Origin of the sequence: Microbacterium sp. H83, assembly GCF_001650405.1 — a bacterium.
In the GTDB taxonomy this organism is placed as follows: Bacteria; Actinomycetota; Actinomycetes; order Actinomycetales; family Microbacteriaceae; genus Microbacterium.
Map to the genome: position 1 here is coordinate 89,018 of NZ_LWCU01000034.1, position 14,381 is coordinate 103,398.

At 70.1% G+C, this 14,381-nt stretch carries 13 protein-coding genes and 1 tRNA gene; 12 read left to right on the forward strand and 2 right to left on the reverse strand.

Annotation, left to right across the window (positions count from 1 at the left end; genetic code table 11):
• Positions 1 to 8: 8 nt before the first annotated feature.
• A complete protein-coding gene (locus A4X16_RS13160; protein WP_067121246.1) occupies positions 9 to 1,013 on the reverse strand; it encodes a LacI family DNA-binding transcriptional regulator in 1,005 nt (334 codons plus the stop codon).
• Positions 1,014 to 1,291: 278 nt separating this feature from the next.
• On the opposite strand from A4X16_RS13160, the gene A4X16_RS13165 reads away from it, so the two are divergent.
• The 8 genes from A4X16_RS13165 to A4X16_RS13200 all read left to right on the forward strand — a co-directional run bounded on the left by A4X16_RS13165 (position 1,292) and on the right by A4X16_RS13200 (position 10,368).
• Complete coding sequence (locus tag A4X16_RS13165) at positions 1,292 to 2,608, forward strand: ABC transporter substrate-binding protein (RefSeq protein WP_067121248.1); 1,317 nt, start codon at positions 1,292 to 1,294, stop codon at positions 2,606 to 2,608.
• A 100-nt stretch (positions 2,609 to 2,708) separates the two neighbouring features.
• Positions 2,709 to 3,848 (forward strand): carbohydrate ABC transporter permease, encoded by a 1,140-nt coding sequence (locus tag A4X16_RS13170; RefSeq protein WP_231880367.1) that lies wholly within the window; start codon positions 2,709 to 2,711, stop codon positions 3,846 to 3,848.
• On the forward strand, positions 3,845 to 4,801 hold the full coding sequence (locus A4X16_RS13175; RefSeq protein WP_067121252.1) for a carbohydrate ABC transporter permease: 957 nt from the start codon (positions 3,845 to 3,847) through the stop codon (positions 4,799 to 4,801). The genes A4X16_RS13170 and A4X16_RS13175 overlap by 4 nt, the downstream gene beginning before the upstream one ends.
• A gap of 78 nt (positions 4,802 to 4,879) precedes the next feature.
• Positions 4,880 to 6,256, forward strand: coding sequence for a cystathionine beta-synthase (locus A4X16_RS13180; protein ID WP_067121254.1), 1,377 nt, complete (start codon positions 4,880 to 4,882; stop codon positions 6,254 to 6,256).
• 55 nt (positions 6,257 to 6,311) lie between these two features.
• Positions 6,312 to 7,466, forward strand: coding sequence for a cystathionine gamma-synthase (locus tag A4X16_RS13185; protein ID WP_067121256.1), 1,155 nt, complete (start codon positions 6,312 to 6,314; stop codon positions 7,464 to 7,466).
• A 252-nt stretch (positions 7,467 to 7,718) separates the two neighbouring features.
• Complete coding sequence (locus A4X16_RS13190; RefSeq protein WP_442922914.1) at positions 7,719 to 9,080, forward strand: multidrug effflux MFS transporter; 1,362 nt, start codon at positions 7,719 to 7,721, stop codon at positions 9,078 to 9,080.
• Positions 9,081 to 9,110: 30 nt separating this feature from the next.
• A complete protein-coding gene (locus A4X16_RS13195; protein ID WP_067121258.1) occupies positions 9,111 to 9,740 on the forward strand; it encodes a phosphatase PAP2 family protein in 630 nt (209 codons plus the stop codon).
• Between the two features lie 28 nt (positions 9,741 to 9,768).
• Positions 9,769 to 10,368, forward strand: a complete 600-nt coding sequence (locus A4X16_RS13200; protein ID WP_067121260.1) for a GNAT family N-acetyltransferase — start codon at positions 9,769 to 9,771, stop codon at positions 10,366 to 10,368.
• 91 nt (positions 10,369 to 10,459) lie between these two features.
• Here the strand turns inward: A4X16_RS13200 and A4X16_RS13205 are convergent.
• Positions 10,460 to 10,547, reverse strand: a tRNA-Ser gene (locus A4X16_RS13205).
• A 176-nt stretch (positions 10,548 to 10,723) separates the two neighbouring features.
• Between A4X16_RS13205 and mpaB the strand changes: the two genes are divergently transcribed.
• From mpaB to mpaA1, 4 genes are read left to right on the forward strand one after another with little or no spacing between them, the layout of a single operon-like run.
• Complete coding sequence (gene mpaB, locus A4X16_RS13210) at positions 10,724 to 11,806, forward strand: daptide biosynthesis RiPP recognition protein (protein ID WP_067121262.1); 1,083 nt, start codon at positions 10,724 to 10,726, stop codon at positions 11,804 to 11,806.
• Positions 11,803 to 13,062, forward strand: coding sequence for a daptide-type RiPP biosynthesis aminotransferase (mpaD, locus tag A4X16_RS13215; RefSeq protein ID WP_067121264.1), 1,260 nt, complete (start codon positions 11,803 to 11,805; stop codon positions 13,060 to 13,062). The genes mpaB and mpaD overlap by 4 nt, the downstream gene beginning before the upstream one ends.
• Positions 13,059 to 14,252: a daptide-type RiPP biosynthesis dehydogenase gene (gene mpaC / locus A4X16_RS13220; RefSeq protein WP_067121266.1), complete on the forward strand. Its 1,194-nt coding sequence runs from the start codon at positions 13,059 to 13,061 to the stop codon at positions 14,250 to 14,252. Before mpaD ends, mpaC begins: the two co-directional genes overlap by 4 nt.
• Positions 14,249 to 14,380 (forward strand): MpaA1 family daptide-type RiPP, encoded by a 132-nt coding sequence (gene mpaA1 / locus A4X16_RS18430; protein ID WP_269454909.1) that lies wholly within the window; start codon positions 14,249 to 14,251, stop codon positions 14,378 to 14,380. Before mpaC ends, mpaA1 begins: the two co-directional genes overlap by 4 nt.
• The last annotated feature ends 1 nt before the right edge of the window (position 14,381 follow it).

Sequence of the window (14,381 nt, forward strand, 5' to 3'; positions counted from 1 at the left end):
GGACGCGGTCAGCGACGGCCGGCGGTCGAGCTGCGGACCACGAGGGCGGATGCCGTGACCGACCGCTCCAGCGGGGACTCCGGGTCGTCGATGCGCTTCTGCAGGAGCCGCACCGCCTCGTGTCCCTGTTCGCGGGGGGACTGCTTGATGGTGGTGAGCGCGAACATGTCGGCGTGCTCGTGGTCGTCGACGCCCACGACGCTGAGCTCGGTCGGGACGGCGATGCCCAGGCGCCGAGCGGCGATCATCGCGCCGATCGCGGCCTCGTCGCACACGCCGACGACGGCCGTCGGGCGCCCTCGGCGATCGCCGAGCAGCTCGACCGCCGCGGCGTAGCCGCCCGGCATGGTCGGGGGAGCGTCCGCGATGCGCGCGCCCGCGGCGAGACCGGCCGCCGACAGCGCCTCGAGATATCCCTCCACCCGCCGCGCGTCGCCGAAGCTGAGCGCATCCGGCGTCGACGAGCCGCCGACGAAGGCGATGTGCGTGTGCCCGAGCTCGATGAGGTGCTCGGTGGCGATGCGGGCGGCGGCGACGTCGTCGATCGACACCGCGCTCGACCCTTCGCTGTACGGGCCGACGCTGACCAGCGGCCTCTCCGAGCGGTGCAAGCGCTCGAGCTCCTGCGCACTCGGCTGGATGCCGACCGCGATGATCCCGTCGAAGCGCCGCCCGGGCAGCACGGTGTCGAACAGACGCTCGCGCGTCTCGGTCCCCTCGCGGATGCCGTAGAGCGCGAGCTCGTAGTCGAGGTCGACGAGCGACTCCTGGATGCCGGCGAGCAGCTCCGAGAAGAACCAGCGATCGACCGGCGGCATGATGACCCCGACCGTTCCGGTGCGCCCCGTCGCGAGGCTCGTCGCCGAGGAGTGCGCGACGTAGGAGAGCTCGTCCGCCGCGGCGGCGACGAGGACGCGGGTCGCCTCGGAGACGTAGCCCCGGCCGCTCAGCGCCCGACTCGCGGTCGCCTTGGACACGCCTGCACGCGCCGCGACGTCAGCGATCGTGCTCATCGGTCCTCCTCGACCAGGCGGCGCACCGCTCCCGCGCGGGCGTGCCGATGACAGCGTAGCCGCTCAGGCGCGGGAAGGGAACCGGTTCCATGCGGTGACCGCGGGAGCGCTCCCACCGAGCGCAGCGGTGTGGCGGGAAAGGTTGTCAGCTTGTGATGATCGCCATGTTGTGCCCGGCGCGACCGCACCGGTAGGTTGTCCTGGAATCGGTTCCCGATCTGCGCCGAGGGGCGGCGCAGGACGAGCAGCGAACCGTGAACTCGAAGAGGAGAATTCACATGGGTCTGTCACAGCGTTCGCGGCGTTACGCGCCGATCGCCCTGCTGGGAGTCGCGGGCATCGCGCTCGCCGGCTGTGGTGCTCCCGGCGCGTCGAACGGCGGCGGAGGAGGCGGCGGCGGAGAGAACACCGTCACCATCTACGGCACGATCGTCGACGCCGAGGCGGAGCTCCTTCAGGAGTCCTGGTCCGACTGGGCCGAGGAGAACGACATCACGATCAAGTACGAGGGCAGCCAGGACTTCGAGACGCAGCTCGGCACCCGCGCTCAGGGCGGCAACCCGCCGGACATCGCGATCTTCCCGCAGCCGGGTCTGTTCGCGGACTACGCGGCCCGCGACTTCCTGAAGCCCGCTCCCGATGCGGTCAAGAGCAACGCCGAGGAGTACTGGACCCAGGGCTGGGTCGACTTCGGCACGTACGAGGACACCTTCTACGGCGCACCGCTCATGGCCAGCGTCAAGGGCTGGGTCTGGTACTCGCCCAAGAAGTTCGCCGAGTGGGGCGTCGAGGAGCCGACGAGCTGGGAGGAGCTGCTCACGCTCACCCAGGCCATCAAGGACAAGAGCGGCGCCGCCCCGTGGTGCGCCGGATTCGAGTCGGGTGTCGCGACCGGATGGCCGGGCACGGACTGGATCGAGGACCTCGTGCTCCGCAACTCCGGAGCCGACGTCTACGACCAGTGGGTGAAGAACGAGATCCCGTTCACCGACCCGCAGATCAAGGCCGCGTTCGACGCGACCGGCGAGCTGCTCCTCAACCCGGAGTACGTCAACGCCGGCTTCGGCGACGTGCGCTCGATCAACTCGACCGCGTTCGGCGATGTCGCGCCGAAGGTGGCGAGCGGCGAGTGCGCCCTGACGCACCAGGCGTCGTTCCTCTCCGGCTTCTTCCCCGAGGGCACCGACATCTCCGAGGACGGCGACGTGTGGGCCTTCCTGCTTCCGAGCAAGAGCCCGGACGAGACCTTCATCACCGGTGGTGGCGAGATCGTCGGCGCGTTCAGCGACTCCGAGGCGACCCAGAAGGTGCAGGAGTACCTGTCGAGCCCCGAGTGGGCGGACTCCCGTCTGGCTCTCGGCGGCGTGACCTCGGCCAACAAGGGCGTCGACATCGAGGCCGTCGAGAACCCGATCCTCCAGGAGTCGATCAAGCTCCTGCAGGACGACTCGGTGACGTTCCGCTTCGACGGCTCCGACCAGATGCCGGGAGCCGTGGGCTCCGGCACCTTCTGGAAGGGGATCGTGGCCTGGGTCAACGGAACCTCGACCGATGAGGTGCTGACGCAGATCGAGACCGGCTGGCCCTCCAGCTGATCGTCGAGGAGGGTCGCCCCCGGGCGGCCCTCCTCTCTCACCACGCTCCGAGCAACGACGCTCGGGTCGCAGCTCCACCACGCGTCATGAAGGGGAATCCGTGAACGCGACTCAATTCTTCCAATGGATCGGCATGCTCCCGCCGGTCCTCCAGGCTCTCGCCGTCGTCATCGCCTTCGCCGCGGTCGTCGCGATCATCCTGCTCCTCGTGGACATCGCTCCGCGCAAGGGGACGGTCTACACCGTCATCCGCCTGGCCATGTGCCTCCTCATCCCGCTCGCCGTGATGTGGTTCTTCAACTCCTATTACTGGGCGATGGGAGTGGCGGTCGCCGTCGGTGCGCTGTTCTTCTTCCTCGACTACCGCTCGCGCGACGGCGTCGGCTACCTGATCCAGCTCGTGGCCTTCATGGCTCCCGCCATGCTCCTGCTGCTGGTCGGACTCATCCTGCCGTCGCTGCAGACGGTGTACTCGTCGTTCTGGAACTCCACGGGCAGCGACTTCGTGGGCTTCGCCAACTACGTGTGGATCTTCACGCAGTCCGACGGCGTCACCTCGGTGGTCAACACGATCGTCTGGGTGCTGCTCGTGCCCACGCTGTCGACGCTCATCGGTCTCGCGTACGCGGTGTTCATCGACCGCACCCGCGGAGAGAAGATCTACAAGGTCCTCGTGTTCATGCCGATGGCGATCTCCTTCGTGGGCGCCAGCATCATCTGGCGGTTCATGTACGCGTACCGCGGCCCGGAATTCGAGCAGATCGGATTCCTCAATCAGGTCCTGGTGTGGCTCGGCGGCGAGCCTCAGCAGTTCCTGCTCAACGGACCGTGGAACAACCTCGCGCTCATCGTCGTGCTCATCTGGGTGCAGACCGGATTCGCCATGGTCGTCCTCTCCGCATCCATCAAGGGTGTCCCGGCCGAGCTGCTCGAAGCGGCCGAGCTCGACGGCGCGAACGCGTGGGAGCGGTTCTGGTCGGTCACGATCCCGTCGATCCGTCCCGCGCTCATCGTGGTGCTCACCACGATCTCGATCGCCTCGCTGAAGGTCTTCGACATCGTCCGCACCATGACCGGTGGAAACTACGGCACGTCGGTGCTCGCGAACGAGATGTACACGCAGTTCTCGAAGTTCGAGGCCGGACGCAGCGCCGCGCTCTCCGTCATCCTGTTCATCCTGGTGCTGCCGATCGTGATCTACAACGCGCGCCAGATCAAGAAGCAGCGGGAGATCCGATGACCGACACCGTGAAGTCCGAGACCTCCAGCACGAGGGCCATCACCACCGGCGGACGCTTCGAGGCCTCTGCCGGTCGCGCCCGCAAGCGGCTGAGCCGGCCGTGGGCGACGGTGGCGTCGATCGTGATCGCTGTGCTGTGGACGCTGCCGACCTTCGGCCTGTTCATCTCGTCGTTCCGCGACCGGGACGCGATCGAGACGACGGGATGGTGGACCTTCTTCACCAACCCGCAGTTCACGCTCGACAACTACGCGGCCGTCCTGCAGTCGGGGACGACGCAGCTGACGATCATGCAGTCGTTCGTGAACTCGATCGCGATCACGATCCCCGGAACCCTCATCCCGCTGATGATCGCGGCGATGGCGGCCTACGGATTCGCGTGGATCGACTTCAAGGGGCGCAACGCGCTGTTCATCTTCGTGTTCGCGCTGCAGATCGTGCCGATCCAGATGGCCCTGGTGCCGCTGCTGACGTCGTTCTCGCGAGGGATCAACCTGTTCGGCCTCGAGGTCACCCTCGGTCTGGACGTGGCGGGCGGGTACGCGCAGGTGTGGTTCGCGCACACCATGTTCGCGCTGCCGCTGGCGATCTACCTGCTGCACAACTTCATGTCCGAGATCCCCGGCGAGATCATCGAGGCCGCGCGCGTCGACGGCGCATCGCGCGGGCAGATCTTCTTCCGGGTCGTGCTGCCGCTGACGATGCCGGCGATCGCGTCGGTGGCGATCTTCCAGTTCCTCTGGGTCTGGAACGACCTGCTCGTCGCCCTCGTCTTCGCGGACGGAGCGGCGTCGCCGATCACGAAGGTGCTCGCCGAGATCACCGGTCGCGGCGAGGGCTGGTACCTCCTGACGGCGGGCGCGTTCGTGTCGATCATTGTTCCGCTCATCGTCTTCTTCGCCCTGCAGCGGTACTTCGTCCGAGGTCTGCTGGCCGGGTCGACGAAGGGCTGACCCCGCGTCGATGACATGATGCCGCGGCCGGATGAAACATCATCCGCGCCGCGGCATCGTCGCACGTACTCTGTGAACATGAAGTTTGCGGACTCCATCGTCGACCTGGTCGGCGACACGCCCCTCGTGAAGCTCCAGCACGTCACCGAGGGCGTCGCCTGCACCGTTCTCGTGAAGCTCGAGTACCTCAACCCCGGCGGGTCGTCGAAGGATCGCATCGCCTCCCGCATCATCGACGCCGCCGAGGCCGCCGGCGACCTGAAGCCCGGCGGCACGATCGTCGAGCCGACCAGCGGCAACACCGGGGTCGGACTCGCGCTCGTCGCTCAGCAGCGCGGCTACAACTGCGTGTTCGTGCTGCCCGACAAGGTCGGCGAGGACAAGATCGACGTGCTGCGCGCCTACGGCGCCGAGGTCGTCGTGACGCCGACCTCGGTGGCGGCCGACAGCCCGGAGTCGTATTACAGCGTGAGCGACCGGCTGGCACGGGAGATCCCCGGAGCGTTCAAGCCGAACCAGTACGAGAACCCGAACGGCCCGCGCAGCCACTACGAGACCACCGGTCCGGAGATCTGGCGCGACACCGACGGCACGGTGACGCATTTCGTGGCCGGCGTCGGCACGGGCGGGACGATCACGGGCACCGGCCGCTTCCTGCGCGAGGTCTCGCAGGACGGCGTGCGGATCGTCGGGGTCGACCCCGTCGGCAGCGTGTACAGTGGCGGCACCGGGCGGCCGTACCTCGTCGAGGGCGTGGGTGAGGACATCTGGCCCGGCGCATACGACCCCGCGGTCCCGCACGAGATCGTCGCGGTCGACGACGCCGAGGCCTTCGCGATGACGCGACGCCTCGCCCGCGAGGAGGGCATCCTCGTCGGCGGGTCCAGTGGCATGGCGGTCGTGGGCGCGCTCCGGGTCGCGCGCGACCTGCCCGCGGATGCCGTCATGGTCGTGCTCCTGCCGGACGGCGGACGCGGATACCTCGGCAAGATCTTCAACGACGGATGGATGCGGTCGTACGGGTTCAGCGAGGTCGAGGAGGGGGAGACGGTCGCCGACGTGCTGACCGCGCGATCCGCGCGACAGGGCGACGGCATCCCGGACCTCGTGCATGCCCACCCGACCGACACCGTGCTCGAGGCGATCGGGATGATGACCGAGTACGACGTGTCGCAGCTCGTCGTGCTCAGCGCCGAGCCGCCCGTCATGATGGGCGAGGTCGTCGGCGCGGTCGACGAGAAGGGCCTGCTCGACCTCCTCTTCCGCGGCGACGCGAAGCCGACGGACGCCGTCGGCGACCACGTGGGGGAGAGACTGCCGCTCGTCGGCATCCATGCCCCGATCGCGCAGGCGCGAGCCGCGCTCGCCGACGTCGATGCGCTGCTGGTGACCGAGGACGGCAAGCCGCACACGGTGCTCACGCGTCAGGATCTGCTCTCCTACATCTCCCGGTGACGCCGGGCGTAACAGGGACGGATGCCGGGTCCGGCCCGGACGTAGGCTGAGACACATGTCCGAGCATGCCTTCGCCACCCGAGCCATCCACGCAGGGCAGGCGCCCGACCCGACCACCGGCGCGATCATCCCCCCGATCTACCAGGCCTCCACGCATGTGCAGGACGGCATCGGCGGATTCCGCGACGGGTATGAGTACAACCGGGCGGGCAACCCGACCCGCACCTCGCTCGAGACCCAGCTCGCGGCACTCGAGGGAGGCGCGAGCGCCCTGTCGTTCGCGTCGGGCCTCGCGGCCGAGGACGCGCTGCTCCGCGGCATCCTGAAGCCCGGCGATCACGTCGTGCTCGGCAACGACGTCTACGGCGGCACGTACCGGCTGCTGTCGAAGGTCCATGCGGCGTGGGGCATCGAGACCACCACGGTCGAGCTGTCCGACCCGGATGCCGTGCGCGCCGCCATCCGCCCGGAGACGAAGATCGTCTGGATCGAGACCCCGAGCAACCCGCTGCTGAAGATCGTCGACATCGCCCTGACGGCCGAGATCGCCCATGCCGCGGGCGCCGTCGTCGTCGTCGACAACACGTTCGCGTCGCCCGCGCTGCAGCAGCCCCTATCTCTGGGCGCCGACCTCGTCGTGCACTCCACCACGAAGTACCTCGGCGGGCACTCCGACGTGCTCGGCGGTGCCGTCGTGTTCGGCGACGACCGGTTCTTCGACCGCGTGAAGTTCCAGCAGTTCGCGGTCGGCGCGGTGTCGGCGCCGCTCGACGCGTGGCTCACCACCCGTGGCATCAAGACCTTGGCCCTGCGCGTGCGGCAGCACTCCGAGAACGCGCGGGCGATCGCGGAGTGGGCGAGCGCCCGCCCCGAGTTCGCCCAGGTGTACTACCCGGGCCTCGCCGGCCACGCGGGGCACGACATCGCCGCGCGGCAGATGAGCGGCTTCGGCGGGATGCTGTCGCTCGGTCTCGCGGCCGGCGGCGCGGCGGCCAAGGCCTTCGCGGAGTCGACCGAGCTCTTCCAGCTCGCGGAGTCGCTCGGCGGGGTCGAGTCCCTGATCGGCTATCCGCCGGACATGACGCACGCCTCGGTGCGCGGCACCGCGCTGGCCGTGCCCGAGAACGTGGTCCGCCTGTCCGTCGGCATCGAGGACGTCTCCGACCTCATCGCCGATCTCGAGCGGGGGCTCGCCCGCCTCTCGCGCTGATCGCCCCGCCGCCCGGCATCGCCCAGGCATCTGGCATCCGGCGCCCGGCATCCGGCGCCCGGCATCCGTTCGCGTCGTTCTGCATGCCGAGAATCGGTATGCATGCCGGGATGGGCCGATCGGGCCTGCATCCGCGTTCTCGGCATGCGGATGCAGTCGGCACGGCGCGGATCGCGGGCGAACCGCGCTGTAGCATGGAGTCTCCCCGCTCGATCGAATCGATTCGAAGCGATCCCCACCCTGAGAGAGCCTGTGTCTGACGCGCCCCGAACCGATCCCCTCCCCACCATCGCCGGCGAGCGCACGGCGACCGGCAGCTCACGCGTGCCCTCGTCGACGGGCGCGATCCGCACCCTCGGGTCGAACCCGGCCACCGCGCCGATCATGCTCCACCCCGGCGACTCGATCACCGACGGCCGACGCGCGCTGTACATCGTCCTGCTCGGCGCGCTGACCGCCCTCGGTCCCTTCACGATCGACCTGTACCTGCCGGCGTTCCCCGTGCTCGAGCGCGACTTCGACACGACGGCGGCCGCGATCCAGCTGACGCTGACCGGCACCATGATCGGCTTCGCCCTGGGCCAGCTCGTCGTCGGACCCCTCAGCGACAAGGTCGGCCGCCGCATCCCCCTCATCGTCGTCACGGCGCTGCACGTGCTCGCGAGCGCGGCGGCCGCCTACGCACCCACCCTCCCGCTGCTGAGCGGGGCGCGCGTGCTGATGGGCGTCGGCGCGGCCGCGGGCGGCGTGGTCGCCATGGCGATCGTGCGCGATCTCTTCGGCGGTCGCCGACTCGTCGTGATGCTCTCCCGTCTCGCCCTCGTCTCGGGTGTGGCCCCCGTGGTCGCGCCGCTGATCGGATCCTGGCTGCTCACGCTCATGCCGTGGCGGGGCATCTTCGTCGTGCTCGCCCTGTACGGCGTGATCATGCTCGTCTCCACTGTGGTGTTCGTGCCCGAGACGCTCCCCGCCGCGCGTCGCCAGGAGAAGGGCGGCGCGACCGTCCTGCAGCGCTACCGCTCCGTCTTCTCTGACCGGGTCTTCATCGGCGTGCTGATCATCGGAGGCATGACCTTCTCCGGCCTCTTCTCCTATCTGTCGGCGTCGCCGTTCCTCTTCCAGCAGACGCACGGACTCGACGCGCAGCAGTACGGCCTGCTCTTCGCCGTCAATTCGCTCGGGGTCGTGACGGGCGTGCAGGCGGCCTCCCGGCTCGCGGCGCGCTTCGGGCCGCAGTGGGTCATGGCGTGGTCGACCGGCGTGCTGCTGCTCTCGGGCCTGGCGATCATCGTCACCGATCAGCTCGGACTCGGGCTGTGGGGCACGGTCATCCCGCTCTTCGTCTTCATGACCGCGTGCGGCTTCACGATGCCGAACGTCCAGGTGCTCGCGCTCGACCGGCACGGGAAGGCGGCAGGCACTGCGGCATCCGTCATCGGCGCGGCGAACTTCGGCGTCGCGGGACTCGTCTCGCCGGTCGTCGGCTGGGTCTCACAGGACGCCGGCATCACCGCCACGACCATGGCCTCGGTCATGGTCGGATGCGCGGTGATCGGCATCCTCTCGCTGTGGCTGATCGTGCGCCCGCGGACCGTCGGGATGCTGGCTCCCTGATCTTGCGGCTCCACCCGGCAGAATAGACCGATGAGAACACGTGTGCTGCTGTGGTGGGGCGTCGGACTGCTGGTGGCGGCGGTGCTGCTCGGAGCGGCGATCGTGTTCGGCTACACGGAGCCTCCGGGCTTCGACCGCTGGTGGAACGAGGCGATCGCCGCGAACAGAGCGGACTGGATGCTCTCGGTCGCCTTCGCACTGAACAGCATCGGCGGCGGATGGATCGCGATCGCCGTGGTCCCGCTGCTGCTGATCCTCGCGCTGCTGCTCGCCCGGCGATGGCGCGCGGCCGTGTTCGCCGCGGCGGCGTTCGTCGCCTCCGCGCTCGCGGTGCAGATCCTGAAGAACCTCTTCGGTCGCGCGCGCCCCGAGGACATGATCGTGGCGAGCGACTACGGCTCGTTCCCGTCCGGGCACGTGGCGAACGCCGCCACCATCGCCCTCGTGCTCTACCTCGTGTTCCCCCGGCTGTGGACGGCGCTGCTGGGCGCCGCCTACATCGTCGCGATGGCGCTCTCACGCACCCTGCTCTCGGTGCACTGGGCGACGGACACCCTCGGCGGAGCGCTCGTCGGCGCCTCGGTTGTGCTGCTGCTCGGGGCATGGCTGCTGCCGTGGGCGCAGCGCACGTCGAAGCGGGTGCGCGTCCCGATAGGCTGAACCGCCCGATCTCACCGAGGAGCCCCGCGTGTCCCGCATCCGCCCGTACCGTCCGTCCGATCGCGCCGCGCTGTACGAGATCTGCGTGAGGACCGCGGATGCCGGAGGCGACGCGACCGGCATCCTCTCCGACGACTCCCTCTGGGGCGACCTCTTCGCGGTGCCCTACGTCGAGCGGCATCCCGACCTCGCGTGGGTGGTCGAGGCGGAGGACGGCAGAGCCGTCGGGTACATCGTCGCGACGGACGACACGGATGCCTTCGCGACGTGGTTCCGCGACGAATGGTGGCCGGCGCTGGCGGAGCGCCACCCTCGACCCGCCGAGCCGGCGACCCGCGAGGAGCGGATGATCGAGCACGGGTATGCGCAGGCACCCGGTCGCGACGCCCATGCGGAGGAGTACCCCGCGCATCTGCACATCGACCTCCTGCCCGAGACGCAGGGGCAGGGGCTCGGCCGCGCGCTCATCGAGACCCTGGTCGCCGAGCTCACGCGCCGGAGGGTGCGGGGGCTGCACCTGGGGATGGACCCGGACAACACCGGCGCCGCCGCCTTCTACGAGCGACTGGGCATGACGCCGCTCCCGGCCGAGCCCGGCGGACAGAGCTTCGGCATGCGACTGGGCTGATCGCCATCCGCGCCGGTCCCGCTGCGTCGGCGACGGATGCCGGCCGGAGACAGAGCACGGGCCCCCGCTGATGCGGAGGCCCGTGATCGTGTGGCGGTGACGGCGGGATTCGAACCCGCGGTTGCTTGCACAACACACGCTTTCCAAGCGTGCTCCTTCGGCCGCTCGGACACGTCACCAAGGAACAACCTGAACAGTCTAGCCGATCCGTCGGGTCGCGATTGACCGGGTGCATCGCCGCCGTTCCGCTCCCGCGACGAACCCTGGATGAAGAATATTGCCACTCGTCGGGCGTCTCCCTAGCCTCATGTGAGGACGCAACGTCGTCGCGCGGCATCGACATCTCTGGGGAGACATGCAGGCCACATTCACCATCGCAGAGCCCGAGCTCGTCGGAGCCCGCGCACTCCGGGAATGGATCACCGGGCAGCGGGAGCAGTACGCGCGCGTGTTCCTCGTCGAGGGACTCGAGGCGACCGCGGTCGTCGCAGAGACGGCCACCGCGGACGACGTGATCCTGGTTCCCGAGGGCGGCGAGCCGAGCGACGGTCCCGCGACCGAGGTGCCCTACAGCGGCGCCCTGCGGGAAGTGGGCGACGAGCTCTTCCTCGGCGACCGCGGCGTCGAGCTGCAGGACTACATCGCGGCCGAGTTCGTGCAGATCGTCGGGCCCACCGCGGTGAGCGTCGTCGATGCGGACAGCAGGAGAGCGTTCCTCGACGACGCGGCGCTCGCTCGCCGGACCGGCGTCTTCCCGTCGGCACTGCTCGACCCGCGGATCCTGCTCGCGAACCGCAGCGCCCTCGTCGACCCCCGGATGCAGGAGATCCCGAGCGCTCTCCGCGTGGATGCCGACGGACGGGTGAGCGTCGGCCTGCGCGGCGAGGTCCTCGGCACGGTCGACCGCCTCCGGGAACTGATCGCGGTGCCGCGCCCGCGCGCCGTCGCGCTGGGGGAGGGAGCGCCGTCCGGCACGTCGCCGGGCGGCGGCGACGGCGGAGACCGGGGCGACGACGGCGACGGTCGAGACCATCGCGAGGACCTCGGACGCTACCTCGCCGCCACCGACCTCCTGAAGATGCTCCGCGGACGCACCGACGGAGTGCGGATCTGCGGGTTCGGGTGGACCGCTCTCGACGACGACCGCGCGGACGCCGAACCGGTCACGGCCGATCCGTTCCTCCTCGACACCCCCGAAGGCTTCGTGCTCGCCGACCCCGTGACCCTGCGCCGTCGGCTGCTGTCGCCGGCCACGGCGTGCGTGGTCGCCGCCGTGCAGACGTCCCGCGCGCCCGAGATCGCTGACGAGCGCGTGTCCCGCGAGCTCGGCGTGCCGGCATCCACCGCACGCACCCTGTGCCGAGAGGCGGTCGCAGCTCTCGACGTCCATCACGGTCGGGCCGAGGTCGGCACACCGACGACGGATGCTGCCCGATGAGCGGCCCCCTCGCGGTGTGGACCGCGATGGTCCCCGCCGACGCCACCTTCGACGACGGTCAGGTGGCCGTCTCCGCGGCCGGCAACCGCGTCGAGTTCGCCGACGGGTCCTCGCGACTGTGTGCGACGAGCGGGCTGTGGAACGTCCCGCTCGGCTTCGGCAATCCTGCGATCGGCGACGCGGTCGAGCGGGCTGCGCGTGACGCCTCGTATCTGTCGCTGTTCCGTGCTCCGCATCGTCATGCCGAACAGGCGGCCGACGCGCTCATCGCACTGGCGGGCCCCGAGCGCTACAGCCGGGTCGTCTTCACGACCTCGGGAGGGGCGGCGAACGACGCCGCGATGAAACTCGCCCGCCAGTACTGGGCGCACAGGGGCGCGCGGTCCCGCTCGATCGTCGTCGGTCTGCACGGCAGCTATCACGGCACGATGTACGGCAGTCACGCGCTGAGCGGCGACGACCTCCTCCACTCCGTGTACTCCGTCGACCGCAGGTCGGTGCGCCACGTGACCCACCGCGACGGAGGGGAGGAGCTCGAGACTCTGATGAAGCGGGAGGGGGCGCGCATCGCGGCGGTCGTCGTGGAGCCGGTTCTCGGGAGCGGTGCGCACGCGCTGTCCGACGCCTTCGTCGCGCGCCTTCTCGCGCTGCGTGAGCAGCACGGATTCCTGATCGTGGCCGACGAGGTGGCGACAGGCTTCGGGCGCACCGGCGAGATGTTCGCGACCGACCGCTGGGATCCCGCGCCCGACGTGCTCGTCCTCTCGAAGGCCCTGACGAACGGTGCGGCCGCGGCGTCCGTGCTCCTCGTGGGGTCCCGCATCGCCTCCGCGTTCGTGCGCGGCGGCTGGACGTTCGTGCACGGCGAGACCCAGGCGGGGACACCGGTGTGCGCTGCGGCCATCCTCGCGGTCATCGACGAGCTGCGCCGCATCGACGCCGTCCCGACCGTCCGCGCGCTGGCGGTCGAGGTGGCGCGTCTCACGGACGGATGGCGCGCCGACGGCCTCGTCGCCGAGGTGACGGGGCGCGGGTGCTTCGTCGGGCTCGGCCTCCGGCACGAGGACGGCAGCCGCCTCTCCGGCCCCGAGGTCCTGCGGACGGTGTCCGCCATCGCCGGGGAGGGAGTCCTGGTGCAGCCCGGCCCGAGCGCGATCGGACTCATCCCGGCATACGGATTCGAGGCGTCGGAGCTCCGCGAGGTCGATCGAGCGGTGCGTGCGGGACTGCGCACGATGCGGGAGGCGACGCCATGACCGCCTCGTTCGAGGGCCGGGTGCCCACGCTCTGGCACGGTCGCGGAATCGCACGGGAGGTGATCGCGCATCTCGTCGACGGGCGCGACGCTCTCGTGATCGCGGATCCCGCCCTCGTGGTCCCCGTGCGGGTCCGTCGTCCGGCCGACACGATCGAGATCGACGCCCGATCGGTGGGCGTCGCACACGTCGTCGCACTCGCGCGGCAGATCGCCCGCCGCCGACCGGAGGTCATCGTGGCCGTGGGCGGGGGGAGCATTCTGGATGCGAGCAAGCTCGCCGCGCTCGTGCTCGCTCCCGGTCGCCTGTTCGAGTTCGCCGTCGAGCGCGCGTCGAGGGCGGCGCTGACCTTTCTCCCCGATGCCCGGCCCCCGGTCGACCTCGTCGCCGTGCCGACGACCATCGGCACCTCGTCGGAGACCAACAGCGTCGCGATCCTCCGCAACGGCAGCGGCTCGCGACTCGTCGTCGGGCGCTCTCTGCGACCGCGACATGCGGTAATCGACGGTCACAACCTGCTCACCCTGACCCCGGCGGCGATCAGAGAAGGCGCGTTGGAGGCGTTCCTCCGACTGGCGGGCGCCTCGACGAGCGCGCGACGAAGCGTCAGAGCGAGACGCGACGCGGTCGCCCTCGGGCAGGCGCTGCTCGACACCGCCACCCGGGACGGCGCCTCCACCGCGTCGCGCCTGCGTCTCGCGCGTCTGAGCGCGGCGACGCAGCGCAGCGGGGCGCTGCGGGGACAGGATCCCTACAGCGCGCGTCACTGGTACGTCGCGAACGAGGTCGCCGTCGTGCTGGGAGTGCGCAAGATGGTCGCCACCGCGGCGGTGATCACGGCGGTCTGGCGCCGGATCTGCGCGGGCGACGCGCGCTGGGGAGACCGACGGAGCCTCGAGGACTTCTGGACCTCGGTCGTGGACGGATCGGGGCTGCCCCTCCATCCGCCGGCCGGTATCGACATGCTCCTCGACCTCGGCCGGATCCCGCGCCCGCCCCGGCCCACCTCCGACGAGATGCTCCGCATCGGTGCCGACACGGAGCGGTGGTGGGGCGGTCGCTACCCGATGCTCCCCGGGCTCCTCGCCGCGGACTTCGTCGACCTCCTCCGCGGATCGCGCTGGAGCACTCAGCCCGTCGGCCGGACGAGCCGACTTTCCTCGATCGATGCAGAGGAGGTGAATCGATGAAGAAGAGCGAGACGCGGATCCAGTTCCAGGAGCTGGACGAGATGGATGCTCCCAGCTGGGAGAGCTTCTACCAGGGTGTGATCGGCGCCCTGGTGCTCATAGGGATCGGCGCGGCCGCAGCGACGTGAC